Below are 15,353 nucleotides of genomic sequence, written 5' to 3'. Positions count from 1 at the left end.
TAACGTGTAACGAATCTATTTCTGAAAAAGAATAATGCGGAAGTATGAACAGGCTATTAAATAATAGGATCGGTGCTTTTTTCTCCGACACTACAAGTACGTTTGCTTTTTGTGTAGCATTAAATAAATAAAACGGAGCCATCAAGTCAAACATCTCTGTTCCTTCGTTATCGGCAACAATAATGACCGTTTTTTTTGTGCTGTCAAGTACAGGCTTGGTCCATGCTAAATTATTGCTGCCTTTATAGACTTTTATCTTTTGTGAGAAGACTTGAGGAAGTGAAAGGTAGAGTACTATGCTAAGAACCAGCAATGCTATAATGATGGTTAGCAGCGGTTTTTTAATCTTTTTCATAATCGTAATATTTTTGTTTTGGTGTTGTAAAGTTGCAAACCTCGATAGTGTTTTTTAGGACGACGATGTGTCAAAAAAGGACAAGTAACTGCGGTGCTAAGTGAGAAGATCATACAGCTATAGAAAAGAAAAAGGTGCATGTTAGTGCACCTTTTTCTTTTTAACATCCCTGCTTCATTGACTTTGAGTTTTTTGAAAACTACGTCAGTGGTGCACCTGTTGCTATTAGTTAGTACCGCATGAGCAGCATTCGCATGTACAAACTTCACATGTACAATTTGCATTACCACAGGTTTTACTTGTTTGGCTTTGGCTTGTTAAGCCGATTGACTTTTTCATAATTTTTTGTTTTGATTATAAGTCAAAGATAGATTCGTGGTAGAGGGTTCGCGTTACACAATTATGGATAAGAGTTACAAGATTTTGGGTTTGTGTCTTATCGTTAGGACGCCTCGTGCTAATTTTTATTTGAATCTATCTTTGAGATATAATCTTAGTGCTATGGAACAAGGCATTGCTAGTTTCTGCTAGAGGCAATCAGTAATAATGGCGGTCATAAAGTGATTAACATAGATAAGAGTGGATTGAACAGGGAAGCGATCAGAACCTACAATAAGAGGCGTTTAAAGAGAATAAGAACTAAGCAATATGGTAGAAGGAGATCATCGATTTATAAAATGGCGAACCAGGGAATATTAGGTTTGAGAGTTTTGAGTAAGCATTACGAACACTAATAGGAATAGGAATAGTAAAAATGATTAAGAAGGGCCAAGTAAGCTTTCCAATGGGTACCTACTTCAAATCATTTTGTTCATTAGCCGCTTGATTGAGCAGCAGCTACTAATAATTCGCCTTGTGAAGAATAGATGCGACAGAACCGAGCGATCAGAACCTACAAAAAGAGGCATTTAAAGAGAATAAGAATCAGGCAATGTAAGTATCTTAATAATAGGGTAGAGGGAGATCATCGATTTATAAAATGGCGAACTGCAGGTATGTTAGGATTTAAGAGTTTCCCATCAGCATCACGAACACTAACAGGAATAGAAATAGTAAGAATGATTAAGAAGGGGCAAGTAAATTTTCCAATGGCCACCTACTTCGAAACCTTTTGTTCATTAGCCGCTTGATTGAGCAGCTGCTAGGAATAATTTGCCTCAGTGAGAATAGATGCGACAGAGCCAAAAATAATTCCGTTAAGAAAACATCTGCGGTATTTTTTAAGACTATTGAATATCTTATAACAGCTTATACTTTACTAAATTAACGGTCCTGGAATAAAAAATACAGTCCTGCTTCTCATTCGAAATCCGTAGTTGAAAACATACGGATAGTGAGATTGTTCAACAGCTCCACCTGGAAATGCCACGGTCCCTTAGCCTTTTAAAGATGTTACAATGGCTGAAATCAGTAGCAGCGTGAATGCAGAATTCCTTCCTGTTTTCACTGAAAAAGCGCAGGAAGGAATTAACAAAGAACCTTTTAAATGCTTTAGAAAGTGTCATAAAGCTGCAGTCGCAGCAGAAGCAACCTCATGGTCCTGGCCAACGCTGCCGCCTGATACGCCTATTGCCCCAACAATTTTACCACTCGCATCCTTTAGCACTACACCGCCCGGAAAGGATATTAGTCCTCCATTGGAATGTTCAATATTATACAATGGTCCGCCAGGTTGTGAAAGTCTACCAATTTCCCCCGAGTTCATATTAAAAAAACGTGCAGTTTTAGCTTTTTTTATTGCAATATCAACAGATCCCAACCATGCATTGTCCATCCTGTGGAATGATACAAGATTAGCACCTTCGTCAACAATTGCTATATTCATAGGTACGCCTATCTCTGTGGCTTTGGCTTTGGCAGCTTCTGAAATTTTTTCTGCTTGGTCTAATGTTACGCTCATTATTTTTAGTTTGAGTAATTAAGAATATAAATGTACAAACAGATCATAAAAAACAAGTGACAAACCTCCTACATGCCAGCATGTGCAGCAGTAGTTTTTCGCGATATGCGTCGCCTAAAGGCGACGCATATAAGACCATTCATTAGTTGAGCAAAAAGTATCCGCTGGTCGTAATAGCATATGTCGCGCTTCTCTTGCTTTGGCAATAGAAACTCAAGGTTGACATACGTGTGGTTGTCGTCTTAGCTTATACCTGGGGAACTGCTTATCCATTCTAAGGATAATGACAAGGCTGTGATGCGGACTCTACCTTAAATTCATCACGGTTCATACGCGCCACCTTCGGTGTTCTTAGTTATTGCATTTTTAGTAAGGGTAACTTAGTAGTGCCAAGAAAATATTTAGTAGACAACTGCGATTTGTGAACCCATCTAATATTGCTATATCTGCTGCTATTTGCTCAAATTAATTGCAGGGAGGAGTGTATCATTAAAAACCTAAAGACAGTTCTGGCGACAATAAAGGCTTTAATAGATCGTTGAAGCATTACCTTTTCTATCCCTATTTACAGAATATTTAGCTTCGTGTTCTTACATGATAAGCTAGACGGTTCGGTCCCTTTCTGTTCCACTATTTAATAATACCAGTGATTTTTTACTACCCGTTAGTATTTCACATAATTCAAAAAAACCCTTATGTATTTAACTTGTATTTCAATAATTCAAGGATCATGTTAATGTATCTCTCTGGGTTATTTAATCAGCATGCCTTAAATAACTCAAGCTTTTAAAACCAGTTGTGTAATGATTAATGAAGGAATTTTTTGGTAGAAGTCACAGAAGATTTTCTACAAGGCAATGTGATAATGGTACACTTGGAGGCACTACGCACGAACAAGATTGCGGCTCAAATACATGCAGTCGGAGTGGTAGAGGTGTAAGCAAAAGCGGAGGAATAAGGGGAAGTTTGGTTTTCTATTACACGTAGGGTAAAGGCGTTCAGGAAGGCGGCGGATCACAATGAAATAAAAGTGTCATATGCAGTCAATCTTCAAAAATAAACCTCTACATTAGCCAACCCCCAGTGTTCTATTAACCTAACTGTCTTATGCTCTTCAAGAGTTTATCTCTAACCTTTTTATTGCTTGTTTCCGCTATTGTTTGTCGCAAACAATCACAGGGAATAACAGCTTTTGTGCAGGCGGAAACACTACGTTAACTGTTACTGGTGCGCCTAACGACTACACTTATCAGCCATTAGCGCCTTCAATTACCCCCCCTTGTAAATTACTGTCAAAACGAAAACCTAGCCTGTGCCCCTGTTACCAATACATATTTTATGGATAAATTTCTTCTCTCGGTGGGTCAACAAATTACTTTCAGTTTTCGCAGTCACTGCAATAAATTTCTGCCTTTGCCAGTTTTGCTATTTGTACAGCAAGGTCGATGGCTTTATTAGCGTTAGGCGAAAAATCAGTTGGTACTAGTATCTTTTTCACGATCATATTTTAATAGAACGAAAGTAATTCTGGTGTTTTTTCTATTAGATGATTATAGTCATGATAAATACTGACTTTTTACAGGACTCGCAATTACGCAAAAAGAATTTGCGCCTTCCCTTTCAAAAAGATCGACGTTGTTATATTCCAAACCTTGAGTAGTAAAATTTCCCTGTTCACTTTTTGTTGTAAGTAATATACCCAGTTTTCAACATCACAGTGTCAGTGCTTGTACTTACCGTCATTGGCCTCCACGACATGCTATCGAACACTAAATTCCATTTAAACCGCGTACTTGCGTTTCAAGGGCAGTCGGCACAGCTATCATTTAGGCAGTCTTTTTTGGTTTGATGATTAAAATCAGCTTTTAACTGGTTTTAGATCAGCAAGGTCGAGAATCTCTAAACTTACTTTTGAGAAACATTAAATTTATTAAATTGGTAATTATGTCAGGTCTAATAATAACCCCTGCTGCTATGCATAAGGTAGCAAATGTTGATGTAGATGTTAAGTATCGCCAACCTGGAAATGTTGTAACGTATGTTTCTATAATATTTGAAGTATACCAAAAAGGAAACAAGTTTTACGCCATTCCATTTGTTAGTGAAGAAACTAAAATCCTTACAAATCTTCCCCCCGAGATAACTTTTAGGATGCAAAATGAAACCATTTACGAGGTTTCACAACGTTACAAAGAGGTGGTAGAAAGTTTAGTCGAGAGGCTTAAAGCTTTTGTGTCGATTTAAGCTAAAATGTACCATTTTAAAATGTGGAGTGAATAATGATGATTTTAAAAAAACCAATGACAATTATTTTAAGCTTTATAGTCCTAATTCTTATCCTGCTAGTTGTAGGCAAAGTATTCGTATCTCTCAAATTTAAAAATGAAGTAGGTACACTATTCTCTGAGTCAGGTAACATATCGCATAAGAAGTTTCACTATAACCAACTTCAAGGTTTGCCCGAACCTGTGCAACGATACTTCAGGCTTGTTTTAAAGGAAGGGCAGCCTTATATCAGTTATATAAGGTTAAAACATGATGGACTTTTTAAGACAGACCAAAAGAAAGATTGGGTTGCGATTGCGGGTGAACAATACTTTACTACACAAACACCAGGCTTTATTTGGAAAGGCACAACATCAATGTTTACTGCAAAGGATAGGTACATCTCCAGTACGGGAAGACTTGTAGTGTCCTTATTTTCTATTTTAAAAATCGCTGATGGAAGGGGTGAAAAATATGATCACGGCGAATTACTTCGATGGTTAGGAGAAAGTGTATGGTTTCCTACAAATCTTTTACCTAACCAACATTTACAATGGTTTCCTATTGACAATACAACCGCTCGGCTAGCATTCAGTTATAATAATATCTCAATTTCTTATATAGTTAGTTTTAATGCTAAAGGTGAAATTATACACTTTCAGACGCAGCGATACATGGGTGATGGTGGGTTAACGACCTGGATCGGCATCGTGTCGAATTATAAAAAAATAAATGGAGTAAAAGTACCGACAACAATCGAAGCGATCTATAGACTAAAGGAAGGCGATTTCAGCTACGCAAAATTTAAAGTAAATAAAATTGAGTATGATAAACCGTTTAAGTTCTAAGAATTGAAGCAGCTTTTAACATATTTCTGTCTTGCGTACCTGATCTCCTGGTTTATTTGGCTGCCTTTATATGGACATATAATTGGTGTACATAAACTACCAGCGTTCTCCTTCCAGCATGCTTTAGGTGGCTTAGGTCCGCTACTTGCAGCTGTTGGTACAACCCTTATTTATTATGGAAAGATTGGCTTGAAATTTCTTCTCTCAAAATGTTTCCAATTGCGACCTCTGGAGTACCTGTTTGTTGCACTTCTAAGCCCCTTTACACTTGCTTTACTCTCATTGGTAATTCTACACTTTTTGGATGGGACAACAATTGATTTAAATGGTTTTTTACAGGCAAAGGAATTTCCATCATTGAATTTTCTGAACTTCTTCATTTACAACTTTTTATTCTTTGGCTTAGGTGAAGAAGTAGGATGGAGAGGCTTTGCATTACCTCTATTTCAAAAGAAATTCAGTGCATTAACATCAAGTATGTTACTAACGGCATTATGAACTTTGTGGCATCTCCCTTTGTTCTTCTATAGGCCGGGCTACCTTACAATGGATACCGCAGGTATTTTTGGCTGGATATTTAGTTTATTTACAGGTAGCGTTTTATTAACCTGGCTTTTCAATTCTTCTAAAGGCAGTATTTTAATTTGCGCTGTCTTTCATTCAACGATCGATATTGCCTTCTCAACAGACATTGCTAATCAACAAGTCGGCAGTTACATGGGGTTTCTATTAACTGTTTGGGGGGTGTTAACGATCATAATATTTACACCAAAGAATTTAACTGCAAAAAGAAGAGTAGTGTCGCCAGTTGACAATAATGTCAACAGGAGCAAGATTACTCCCTATCAATAGTTATTTCCCCAGCCAGTCCTTAAATTCAACAACTTTGTCAAGGCTTACAAATACCTCTTCTTTCATTGCAGGTACCAGGTCTAATTTAATTTTGCCTTTAGGGTAAACGTGAATATTTGAAATGGCTAAAAGCTTCACCATCATTTGCCTGTTGATGCGATAATATTCTTTAGGGTTTAACGTCGTCGCTAACTTGTCGAGGCTATAATCTATTGGAAACCGTTGGTTGTCTTTTGTAACGAGGAAGGTTATTTTTTCAGCGCTGTAGAAGTAGTTGATATCAGCCGTCTCAATAGTGCGAAGGCGTGAGCCAATGGATACGAGGAAACGGTCTTTATATTCCGGCTCTTTCCTGTTTAAGGATTGCAACAAGTTTTCAAGTCCGTGAGGTCCTTCGTGCTTTTGTGCATGTACCCGTTTGAACTTTTCTATAGCCTGCACCAGTTCGTCGTAGTTCAACGGCTTCATCAGGTAGTCAACGCTATTTACCTTAAATGCCTTTATGGTGTACTCATCGTAAGCGGTTGTAAATATTACTGGTACCTGGAGATTTATGTTTTCAAAAATGCTAAAGCACTGCCCATCCTCAAGGTGAATGTCCATAAAAGCAAGTTCCGGGTCAGGGTTCGATTTAAACCATTCGATTGCTTCTGCCACCGACGGAATGGTTGCCGCAACTTCAATCGATGCATCATATTTATGAAGCATGTTTTCTAATCTTTGTGCTGTCAGTTGTTCATCTTCTATAATTATAACCCTCATTGCTGTTATTTTTAATCAGTGGAATACGCACGATAAATTCTTCATTACCGTTTATAATCTCAATCTTTTTATCTGTTATAAAGGCATATCGCTTTTGGATGTTTTCGAGGCCGATACCGGTGGAAGTTTCATGCTGCTCTCGTTTGTTGATGTTGTTGGCGACCACCAGGTAATTTTCTTCATTATAAATCCGAATGGTTAAAGGCTCACTTGTAGACATCTTGTTGTGCTTAACCACATTTTCTACAAGTAATTGCAATGTAAGCGGCGGAAGTGTGAATTCCGTTTCATCTAATTTTACTTCTTTCACCAGCATTACCTTTTTTTCAAACCGTATCTGCAACAGGAAAAAATAGGCATCTAAAAAATCAAGTTCGCTTTGCAAGGTGACCCAATCAATGTCTTTTTGCTCCAATATATACCGGTAAGCTTTTGATAACTGTTGAATGAATTTGTCAGATATCTCTGCGCTCACGTGTACCAATGATGATAAAACACTTAAGCTGTTAAACAGGAAATGCGGGTTGACCTGGTTCTTTAGCGCCTGCAACCTGACTTGTGCATATTCACGTTGAAGTTTCTCCGCCTCCGCTGCTTTTTCCTGCGCAAGCTTATAGAAATTCAGTCCCGATTGGAAGATGTAAATGAAAGTAGCGCCAACCATATACAACGCTATATATTGCCTGAAGTGCCAGGTGTTGGTCGGATAAGTACAGCCACAGAAAATTGGACCATCAATAAATTGAAGCGTAAACAAGAGCCACCAAAAGGTTATGTAAATGATAACGGGCATCTCAACGAGATAATGTAGCCATCTCAACCTTCCTTTAAATTTGACCTTATTGATAACTTGTATCACCCCATAAATAATGATAGTAATGCCTGCTAGCCGTACCGGCGTTAGGGTAAGTTCACGGGAGAGTACTTTCGTGTTCATCTTGTCATTAATATATGCAAACAGTAAAGGGAACAGTACACTTACTGCAAGAACCACTATCGAGGTTAGCTTGAGTGTTGAGACGTTTTTATAGGTCTTGCTAATATCGGTCATAGCTTAAATAAAAGGGAATTGAATAGCCGTTAATTCGCCTTGTTGTTGAGGCAGTACAGATGCTGATTCTTCTACTAGTAAGTATTTTTTTTGTAAATGCTGCAATTGTTTTTCGCTATCATATTCAATTGTTGGTTTTGGATTTGAGTTGTAAGCAATCTGTAGGCTATTTCCGTTGGCAGTTATATCAATACAAAGTGGTTTTGAGGTAGACATGGTATTATTTGAAATAATATATTCCATCGCTATTAAAAGTGAATGGGGCACCAGCAAGCCTTTTCCGTTAACGTTAGTCATAGTCACCTTCAACTTCTTTCCAAAACGTTGCTGTAAAAGAAAAATATAAGCACGCAAAAAATTAATTTCCTTTGACACTTCAATTTTTTCCCTGTCTCGTTGCTCGAGAAGGTAGCGATACGTTTTTGAAAGCTTTTCAATAAACTCCTCTGCCACGTCCGCATCCACATACACCAAAGAGCTTAGGACGCTTAGGCTATTGAACAGGAAATGAGGGTTGAGCTGGTTTTTAAGCGCTTCAAATTGTGATTGGGTGTACTCCTTTTGCAGCCGTACTATTTCAAGTTGTTTTTGTTGCAGGTATTCGTAAATGCGCAGACTGGTCATAAAACTGTACTGGACCAAAATAGCAGCTACGTTCACCATTTGCAACAATCTAAGTTTTGCATTTAAAGTTTTTGGGTCCTCTGGCCGAACAATAAACTTTATAAAAATGGTTCGAAAAAACTCCTGTAAAATAAAACCCACAATGATGATGAACAGTAGTTCTTTTATAAATCTTACCGAGCTGTTTTGATTAGCCTTGTTCGTGTTATTGAAATAATCAATAGAATAATAAACGAAATAGGTGATAACAAAAAATTGTAAAATGAACAGCCAATCCTCCCTCCAGAATTCCTTTAAGGGTACGCCGTATGGATTAAGCCGGTTTCCGTTGACATACATAAATACCAAAAACAACAACAGGTTTGTAACAATTGCTGTTAGCAGAAGTATGATATGGATGTTTTTTAGAATTGGCTTTTTAAGCATTCGATTATAGGTAAATCAATAAAAGGGTCAAGAATCAATGAAAGCACGAATGTGCAAAATAGAATCATTTGAAACAAAAAACAGCCGACGAATGACGAATTTCAGGTGACGAATCATAAATCCGATTTTATGAAGATTCATGTTTTTATTAGGTTTGTGAAGAAGGCTTATTTAGGCTGAAAAAAATTTGCATAACAGCAATTACCGAAAAATGAACAACCACCCTTTAAACTTAGCAACCCGATTCTTGTTAGAAATTGCTCTTTTAGTCATTTTTAGTTGCTGGGGCTTCACCCGGTTCCAGGGCTTCTTTAAGTACTTAATCGGGATTGGAGCACCGTTAATTGCTGCTATTGTCTGGGCCGTGTTTAAAGTAGATGGAGACCCAGGTAAAGCAATCGTATCCATACCAGGATGGCTCAGACTGTTATACGAGCTCACACTCTTTGTTACTGCTGCCTATTTCTTGTTCTCGCTAAATATGAATAGAACCGGCTATATCTTCATTACTATTTCATCCCTCCATTATCTCGCTTCTTATGACCGTGTTCTTTGGCTGTTGAAGAATTAGGTTGGCTCCTAACGATTGCTCCTGCTATATTTTACCGTCATCGCTAAATGCTTTGTCGCCCTAATTCCTGTTCTGTCATCCCTTTTCCGTCATTCGTCTTTATAGGTTTCTTATCGTTTTTGATTTTGTATCTCTTTGTTTCATAAAAATCAAAACAATTATGAAACGTTTGACTGCTTATTTAACCGCATTACTTTTATTGGTTTCATCTTTTGCAAAGTCACAAGAAAATGCATCTCCGGCAGCAGCTAAAGTTGCCGCTTTATCAGGTATCGTTACCGGTGAAAATAACAAGGCGTTGACTTATGCAACGATTAGCTTACTAACTGTAAAAGACTCTTCACTTATTAAAACAACGATGACTGACTCTACCGGCACTTATCGTTTCAATAACATAACTCCGGGTGCATATTTTATCTCCGTTTCCATGACCGGTTATCGTGCAGGCAAGAGCAATACAATCACAATTGGTGCTGGTGTTTCGAAAGTACAGGCACCTTCATTAAAGCTTGAAATCGAAAGCAAATCTCTGGCGGCAGTTGTAGTGACTGCAAAGAAGTCATTCATAGAAAGAAAAATTGATAGGACAATCGTAAACGTGGAAAACAGCGCCATTTCAGCAGGCTCGACTGCATTGGAAGTGTTGGAAAAAGCACCCGGAGTAATCGTAGATAAGGACGGAAATATTTCGATGAGCGGCAAGAGTGGTGTGATGGTTATGATTGATGGCAAACAAACTTATATGAGCCACAGTGAGGTTGCTCAGCTTTTAAGAAGTATGCAAAGCAGCCAGGTTGAAAGCATTGAGTTGATCACAAATCCGTCGGCGAAATATGATGCGGCAGGCAATGCAGGAATTATAAATATTAAGACAAAAAAGAGTAAAACTGTAGGCACCAATGGCGCTGCGAACATCGGGATGGGATACGGTAACAGGTATAAGACCAACGCAGGAATTAATTTAAATCACCGGAATGAAAAGATGAACATCTTTGCAAACTACAACCATGGAGTAAACCATACCGATAGAGTTCTCGATATCAGCCGAGTGAACAGACTAAATAACCAAAATACTTATTTCACGCAACGTGAAGCAGATGACAGAAACTATCAAAGCAATAATTACAAGGCCGGTGTTGACTTCTTTCTGAATTCAAAAAATACGTTAGGTTTTTTAATCTCTGGCTATGCCAATAATTCCTCTTCCAATTCTAATAATGTTACCAACATCGGTGCATCTCAAAAGGTGTCAGATTCCCTTATAAATGTTGCAGGCAGAAGCAATGGACGTTACCGAAACATGGCCTATAATATCAATTACAAGGTAATTCTCGACACTACAGGCAAGGAGCTTGCAATAGATGCAGATTGCTCCAGGAACCATTCAAGAGATTTTAATTCTTATGATAATTTCTTTCTTAGCAAGGATGGAAGCCAGTTCAGAGACCCTTATCTAAACAGGAACACAACGCCCTCTCTCATCAACATAAAGTCAATTAAGGCTGACTATGTATGGCCTGTTTCTAAAAGTTTGAAGGTAGAGGCTGGTGTGAAAAGCAGTTTAGTACGTACTGATAACGACTTGCAGTTCGAAGAGATGGAAAACAACAACTGGAAGAATAACAGCAACCGCAGTAATCATTTTATTTATGACGAAACAATCCACGCCGGTTATGTAAATGGAAGTAAGCAGTTTAAGAATACCAGTATTCAAATAGGGTTGCGTGCTGAAAAGACAATTTCAAAAGGCAACTCTATTACCGAAAATAAGGTTGTGGAGAGAAGCTACTTCGATTTGTTTCCCAGCCTTTTTGTAAATCAAACAATTTCAAATAACCATAGCACAAGTTTCTCATACAGCAGGCGCATTGACCGTCCATCTTATGATGCACTAAATCCGTTTGTTTATTATCTTGACCAATATACTTTTCAAAAAGGCAATCCTTTCCTAAATCCGCAATACACGCATTCTTTTGAAGTAGGTTATTTGTACAAGAAAAAGTACAGTGCAAACTTTAGATATGCAGTTACAAAAGATAATATTACTGACGTTATACTTCCAGACACTGCAAGAAAAGGTTTGTATCAAACTTCGGCTAACGTAAATGATGCTAAATTCTTAAGTCTGACACTAAATGCTCCTGTTGCAATAACTAAATGGTGGAACACAAACAACACTGTAACTGTATTTAACAACCAGTACCAGGCAACAGGATTGGAAGGTCTTAACCTCGATGTAAACAAGAGCAGTTTCTACTTAAACACCAATCATAATTTCACCTTGTCTCAAACTTTTACAGCAGAGGCCGGCGCAAATTACACTTCATCTAATGTCTATGGAACTTTTAATTTCGGCAGCAGCTACAGTGTTGATTTGGGATTAAGCAAGACGTTGATGAATAAAAAAGCAAGTGTCAAATTTTCTGTAAATGACGTCTTCAACACTCGTGCTACAAACATCCACAGCAGCCTAAGCAGTGTTAATTACAAACTGTATCAAAAGGCTGAAACCCGTGTTTTCCGCTTAACATTTAGCTATCGCTTTGGAAGCAGCGCCATCAAAGAAGCGCGTCATCGTTCAACCGGCCTCGAGAGCGAGCAAAGCAGGGTGAAGCAATAAATCGTGAAATTATTCGGGCAATAAAAACATCACGGACAAACTCATAGATAGTAACAAAATCCTACGCAGATTTTTAAATTATTAAAATAGTCGTTACGACACCAAAACTTAATTTTTATGACAAAATTCCTTATAGTTCTTTCGATAATACTGCCTTTTAATTCAATGATTGGGAAAGCGCAGTCCAAAGACACCACCGTCGCCGTAACTGCCTCAGAACAGCGAGAGGTAATTTCTAGTATCAGTTCGTTGTTAAACAACCGCTACGTCTTCCCTGAAGTGGCAAAAGAAACCTCTGACCTGCTGATGTCTAATCTTAATAAAGGTGTTTATTCTAGTTTAAGGGACCCCATAAGTTTCTCTGGTCGTTTAACCTCAGACTTGCAGTTGGTAACTAAAGATAAGCACTTGGGAGTGAGAGTTGACCCAGATTACATAAGGGATATTCGTGCAAGGCAGGGAACGAGTAGCGACCCAAAGGCAACAACTGCAATGTTGCAACGAATGAAGAACAACAATTATGGATTTAAGGAAGTAAAGCTGTTGGATGGAAATATAGGGTACCTTGACTTGCGCAGCTTTGTTGACCCGCAGTATGCTGGAGAAACCGCTGTTGCTGCCATGAACTTTCTGAGCAACGCCGATGCACTTATTATTGACCTTCGAAAAAATACAGGCGGTAACCCGGCAATGATACAGCTGATATGTAGTTATCTTTTTAGTGCCAACCCGGTACACTTAAACAATTTTTATTTCCGTCCTAGTAATCAGACTACTCAAACATGGACATTACCTTTTATAAGTGGTAAACGAAGGCCGGATGTTGACGTATACATACTAACAAGCAGAGGCACCTTTTCCGCTGCGGAAGAGTTCACCTATGACCTAAAATCTTTAAAAAGAGCAACCGTTGTAGGTGAAGTTACTGGTGGTGGCGCTAACCCGGGCGGACTAGAAATTATAAATGACCGCTTTGCTATTTTCGTTCCTATTGGCAGGGCTATAAATCCTGTTACTAACACTAATTGGGAAGGCACCGGTGTTACACCCGACATTCCCGTCGCTGCATCAAATGCTCTTATAGTGGCGCAGGAAAAGGCACTTGAGAAGTTGGCTTTAAAAGACTCGTCTAACCCCCATAATATTTATCAATGGTTGCTCACTTCATTAAGGGCTAAGCAAAACCCCTTTTTACCCGAAATACAACAGCAAAAAGATTTAACAGGCAAATATGGTCCATATACTGTTTCATCAGAATCTAATAAACTTTATCTCTCTTTCGAACCCGGAAGTAAAGCGTTACTGGTTCCTCTATCTGCTGATTTTTATGACGTGGAAGATAAAATGCTAAGAGTACAATTTGTTAGGGAAAAAACCGGTAAGATTAATAGCGTCGAAATTGTCGAGGTAACTGGCGAAAGGCAGAGGTTGGAAAAAATATAAAAACTTGAATTTCTTCAACAACTAAGAAGGGGATTTAATGGAAAAAGTATAGGCGAAAAGTATTTCACCAATCAAACAAAGACGTACAAAGTTGTGGTTATTAAACATTATTAATGAGGCAAGCAGACCATCAACAAAGACTTGAAGCAGTCGTCAAAATGTCCTCCTCGCTGACCACCATTTTGTTATAACATAACGAAAGTCATTTTTTAGCAGAATTGGCAAATCTACTTTTGTGAGATGAAGCATGTCGTAGATATAAACCAGGAGTTGATTAAAAAGTACAACCGCCCTGTTCCAAGATACACGAGTTATCCTACTGTTCCAAATTGGAAAGAAGAGATAGATGTGAAGCAATGGGAGGATACCTTTATCACCAGGTTTAATGTGGAGAACCACACAAAAGGGATTAGCTTATATGTGCACCTGCCTTTTTGCGAATCGCTGTGTACCTACTGTGGTTGCAATAAGCGGATTACCACCAACCACAAAGTAGAGGAGGAGTACCTAGGTGCAATTGAAAAAGAATGGAAGCTCTATCGCAAACTGATGCAGCAAACACCAGTAATCAGGGAATTGCATCTTGGCGGGGGGACACCAACCTTTTTTTCTCCAGCAAATTTAAAACGGCTTGTTGAGATGCTTACCCGCAACAGCATTATTCACCCTAATCGTGAATTCAGCATTGAAGGGCATCCTAATAACACAACAGGTGATCAACTGGACACTCTTTATGCTCTCGGCTTTCGTCGGATTAGTTATGGCGTGCAGGATAATGATCGCGAAGTTCAGCGGCTTATTAACAGGCATCAGCCTTTTGAAAATGTAAAGCGGGCAACAGAACACGCGCGTGCAAAGGGATTCACTTCAGTTAATTTTGACTTGATCTATGGTTTGCCAGCACAGACATTGGAAAGCATTGAAACGACAATTGAAGAGGTGATAACGCTGAGACCAGGCCGCATCGCTTTCTATAGTTACGCACACACACCCTGGACCAACAAAGGGCAACGTTTGTTTGATGAAACACACTTGCCTGGGCCAGCAGAGAAAATCGCACTATATCTGAAAGGCAAAAGTCTTTTGACAAAGGCAGGCTATGTAGACATTGGAATGGATCATTTTTCTCTACCTACTGATGACTTATACAATGCCTGGAAAAACGAAAAGCTGCATCGGAACTTCATGGGTTATACTACTCAAAACTCAGGAATGCTTGTTGGTCTTGGTGTATCCAGCATTAATGATGTAGGAAATGCTTTTGCCCAAAATCATAAAACCCTTAATGATTATTATAGCACGGTTAATACTGGTAAACTGGCAATAAAAAAAGGATATTTTTTAACTGATGAAGATCTGATGTTCCGAAAGAATATTGTCGACATTAGTTGCAAGGGAACTACCACCTACACAAAGGCACAGGAGCAGGCATTGGAAGAGTATACATTTCCTGAGTTGGCGTTATTAAAAGCGGATGGGTTGGTTGAATTTGATAGAAATGGATTAAAAGTGACAAAACTTGGGCACCATTTTATCAGGAATATCTGTAGCGCTTTCGATCTGTTTTTGCAAAGAAATAATTCATCTTTCGATAAGCCGATTTTTAGTAAAGCTATTTAGTAATTTTGCCGCTCTA

The 15,353-nt window shown here is 38.5% G+C and carries 13 protein-coding genes and 2 pseudogenes; 9 read left to right on the top strand and 6 right to left on the bottom strand.

All coding sequences use genetic code 11. The features are described from left to right. A pseudogene (locus tag SAE01_RS20530) lies at positions 1–355 on the bottom strand (DJ-1/PfpI family protein); the annotation flags it as partial. Between the two features lie 881 nt (positions 356–1,236). Here SAE01_RS20530 and SAE01_RS20525 point away from each other — a divergent pair. Then, positions 1,237–1,485: pseudogene (locus SAE01_RS20525) on the top strand (DDE-type integrase/transposase/recombinase); the annotation flags it as partial. Positions 1,486–1,856: 371 nt separating this feature from the next. Here SAE01_RS20525 and SAE01_RS20520 read toward each other — a convergent pair. Then, on the bottom strand, positions 1,857–2,255 hold the full coding sequence (locus SAE01_RS20520; protein ID WP_147205683.1) for a GlcG/HbpS family heme-binding protein: 399 nt from the start codon (positions 2,253–2,255) through the stop codon (positions 1,857–1,859). A gap of 1,378 nt (positions 2,256–3,633) precedes the next feature. Continuing rightward, positions 3,634–3,753 carry a universal stress protein gene (locus SAE01_RS20515; protein WP_147205682.1) on the bottom strand — a complete coding sequence of 40 codons (120 nt, stop codon included), beginning with the start codon at positions 3,751–3,753 and terminating at the stop codon, positions 3,634–3,636. A gap of 446 nt (positions 3,754–4,199) precedes the next feature. Here SAE01_RS20515 and SAE01_RS20510 point away from each other — a divergent pair, with 446 nt between their 5' ends. From SAE01_RS20510 to SAE01_RS20495, 4 genes are read left to right on the top strand one after another with little or no spacing between them, the layout of a single operon-like run. Then, positions 4,200–4,499 carry a hypothetical protein gene (locus SAE01_RS20510; protein ID WP_147205681.1) on the top strand — a complete coding sequence of 100 codons (300 nt, stop codon included), beginning with the start codon at positions 4,200–4,202 and terminating at the stop codon, positions 4,497–4,499. Between the two features lie 56 nt (positions 4,500–4,555). Further along, the gene (locus tag SAE01_RS20505) at positions 4,556–5,368 is read left to right on the top strand and encodes a DUF6544 family protein (RefSeq protein ID WP_147205680.1); all 813 of its coding nucleotides are present in this window, start codon (positions 4,556–4,558) and stop codon (positions 5,366–5,368) included. A 3-nt stretch (positions 5,369–5,371) separates the two neighbouring features. Then, the gene (locus SAE01_RS20500; protein WP_147205679.1) at positions 5,372–5,866 is read left to right on the top strand and encodes a CPBP family glutamic-type intramembrane protease; all 495 of its coding nucleotides are present in this window, start codon (positions 5,372–5,374) and stop codon (positions 5,864–5,866) included. Between the two features lie 3 nt (positions 5,867–5,869). After that, positions 5,870–6,220, top strand: coding sequence for a hypothetical protein (locus SAE01_RS20495; RefSeq protein WP_147205678.1), 351 nt, complete (start codon positions 5,870–5,872; stop codon positions 6,218–6,220). Here SAE01_RS20495 and SAE01_RS20490 read toward each other — a convergent pair whose 3' ends face one another. Genes SAE01_RS20490 through SAE01_RS20480 form a run of 3 tightly spaced genes read right to left on the bottom strand, consistent with a single transcriptional unit; the run spans position 6,221 to position 9,083 of the window. Beyond that, positions 6,221–6,982 carry a LytR/AlgR family response regulator transcription factor gene (locus SAE01_RS20490; protein ID WP_147205677.1) on the bottom strand — a complete coding sequence of 254 codons (762 nt, stop codon included), beginning with the start codon at positions 6,980–6,982 and terminating at the stop codon, positions 6,221–6,223. Further along, a complete protein-coding gene (locus SAE01_RS20485) occupies positions 6,957–8,033 on the bottom strand; it encodes a sensor histidine kinase (RefSeq protein WP_147205676.1) in 1,077 nt (358 codons plus the stop codon). Before SAE01_RS20485 ends, SAE01_RS20490 begins: the two co-directional genes overlap by 26 nt. 3 nt (positions 8,034–8,036) lie before the next feature. Next, positions 8,037–9,083: a sensor histidine kinase gene (locus SAE01_RS20480; RefSeq protein WP_147205675.1), complete on the bottom strand. Its 1,047-nt coding sequence runs from the start codon at positions 9,081–9,083 to the stop codon at positions 8,037–8,039. Between the two features lie 247 nt (positions 9,084–9,330). On the opposite strand from SAE01_RS20480, the gene SAE01_RS20475 reads away from it, so the two are divergent. The 4 genes from SAE01_RS20475 (at position 9,331) to hemN (ending at position 15,337) form a co-directional block, all read left to right on the top strand. Beyond that, the gene (locus SAE01_RS20475) at positions 9,331–9,654 is read left to right on the top strand and encodes a YrdB family protein (RefSeq protein ID WP_170234225.1); all 324 of its coding nucleotides are present in this window, start codon (positions 9,331–9,333) and stop codon (positions 9,652–9,654) included. Positions 9,655–9,814: 160 nt separating this feature from the next. Next, positions 9,815–12,274 carry an outer membrane beta-barrel family protein gene (locus SAE01_RS20470; protein ID WP_147205673.1) on the top strand — a complete coding sequence of 820 codons (2,460 nt, stop codon included), beginning with the start codon at positions 9,815–9,817 and terminating at the stop codon, positions 12,272–12,274. A 117-nt stretch (positions 12,275–12,391) separates the two neighbouring features. Further along, complete coding sequence (locus SAE01_RS20465) at positions 12,392–13,717, top strand: S41 family peptidase (RefSeq protein WP_147205672.1); 1,326 nt, start codon at positions 12,392–12,394, stop codon at positions 13,715–13,717. A 240-nt stretch (positions 13,718–13,957) separates the two neighbouring features. Next, on the top strand, positions 13,958–15,337 hold the full coding sequence (hemN, locus tag SAE01_RS20460) for an oxygen-independent coproporphyrinogen III oxidase (RefSeq protein ID WP_147205671.1): 1,380 nt from the start codon (positions 13,958–13,960) through the stop codon (positions 15,335–15,337). Positions 15,338–15,353 lie beyond the last annotated feature (16 nt).

The sequence above is a fragment of the Segetibacter aerophilus genome (genome assembly GCF_007991655.1).
Lineage (GTDB): Bacteria > Bacteroidota > Bacteroidia > Chitinophagales > Chitinophagaceae > Segetibacter > Segetibacter aerophilus.
This window is presented reverse-complemented; position numbering and strand designations above follow the sequence as displayed.

Excerpts from the sequence above, each read along its gene's own strand:
- SAE01_RS20490 (WP_147205677.1), bottom strand. The coding sequence starts at position 6,982 with ATGAGGGTTATAATTATAGAAGATGAACAACTGACAGCACAAAGATTA.
- SAE01_RS20485 (WP_147205676.1), bottom strand. The coding sequence starts at position 8,033 with ATGACCGATATTAGCAAGACCTATAAAAACGTCTCAACACTCAAGCTA.
- SAE01_RS20480 (WP_147205675.1), bottom strand. The coding sequence starts at position 9,083 with ATGCTTAAAAAGCCAATTCTAAAAAACATCCATATCATACTTCTGCTA.
- SAE01_RS20465 (WP_147205672.1), top strand. The coding sequence starts at position 12,392 with ATGACAAAATTCCTTATAGTTCTTTCGATAATACTGCCTTTTAATTCA.
- SAE01_RS20520 (WP_147205683.1), bottom strand. The coding sequence starts at position 2,255 with ATGAGCGTAACATTAGACCAAGCAGAAAAAATTTCAGAAGCTGCCAAA.
- SAE01_RS20470 (WP_147205673.1), top strand. The coding sequence starts at position 9,815 with ATGAAACGTTTGACTGCTTATTTAACCGCATTACTTTTATTGGTTTCA.
- hemN (WP_147205671.1), top strand. The coding sequence starts at position 13,958 with ATGAAGCATGTCGTAGATATAAACCAGGAGTTGATTAAAAAGTACAAC.
- SAE01_RS20510 (WP_147205681.1), top strand. The coding sequence starts at position 4,200 with ATGTCAGGTCTAATAATAACCCCTGCTGCTATGCATAAGGTAGCAAAT.
- SAE01_RS20505 (WP_147205680.1), top strand. The coding sequence starts at position 4,556 with ATGACAATTATTTTAAGCTTTATAGTCCTAATTCTTATCCTGCTAGTT.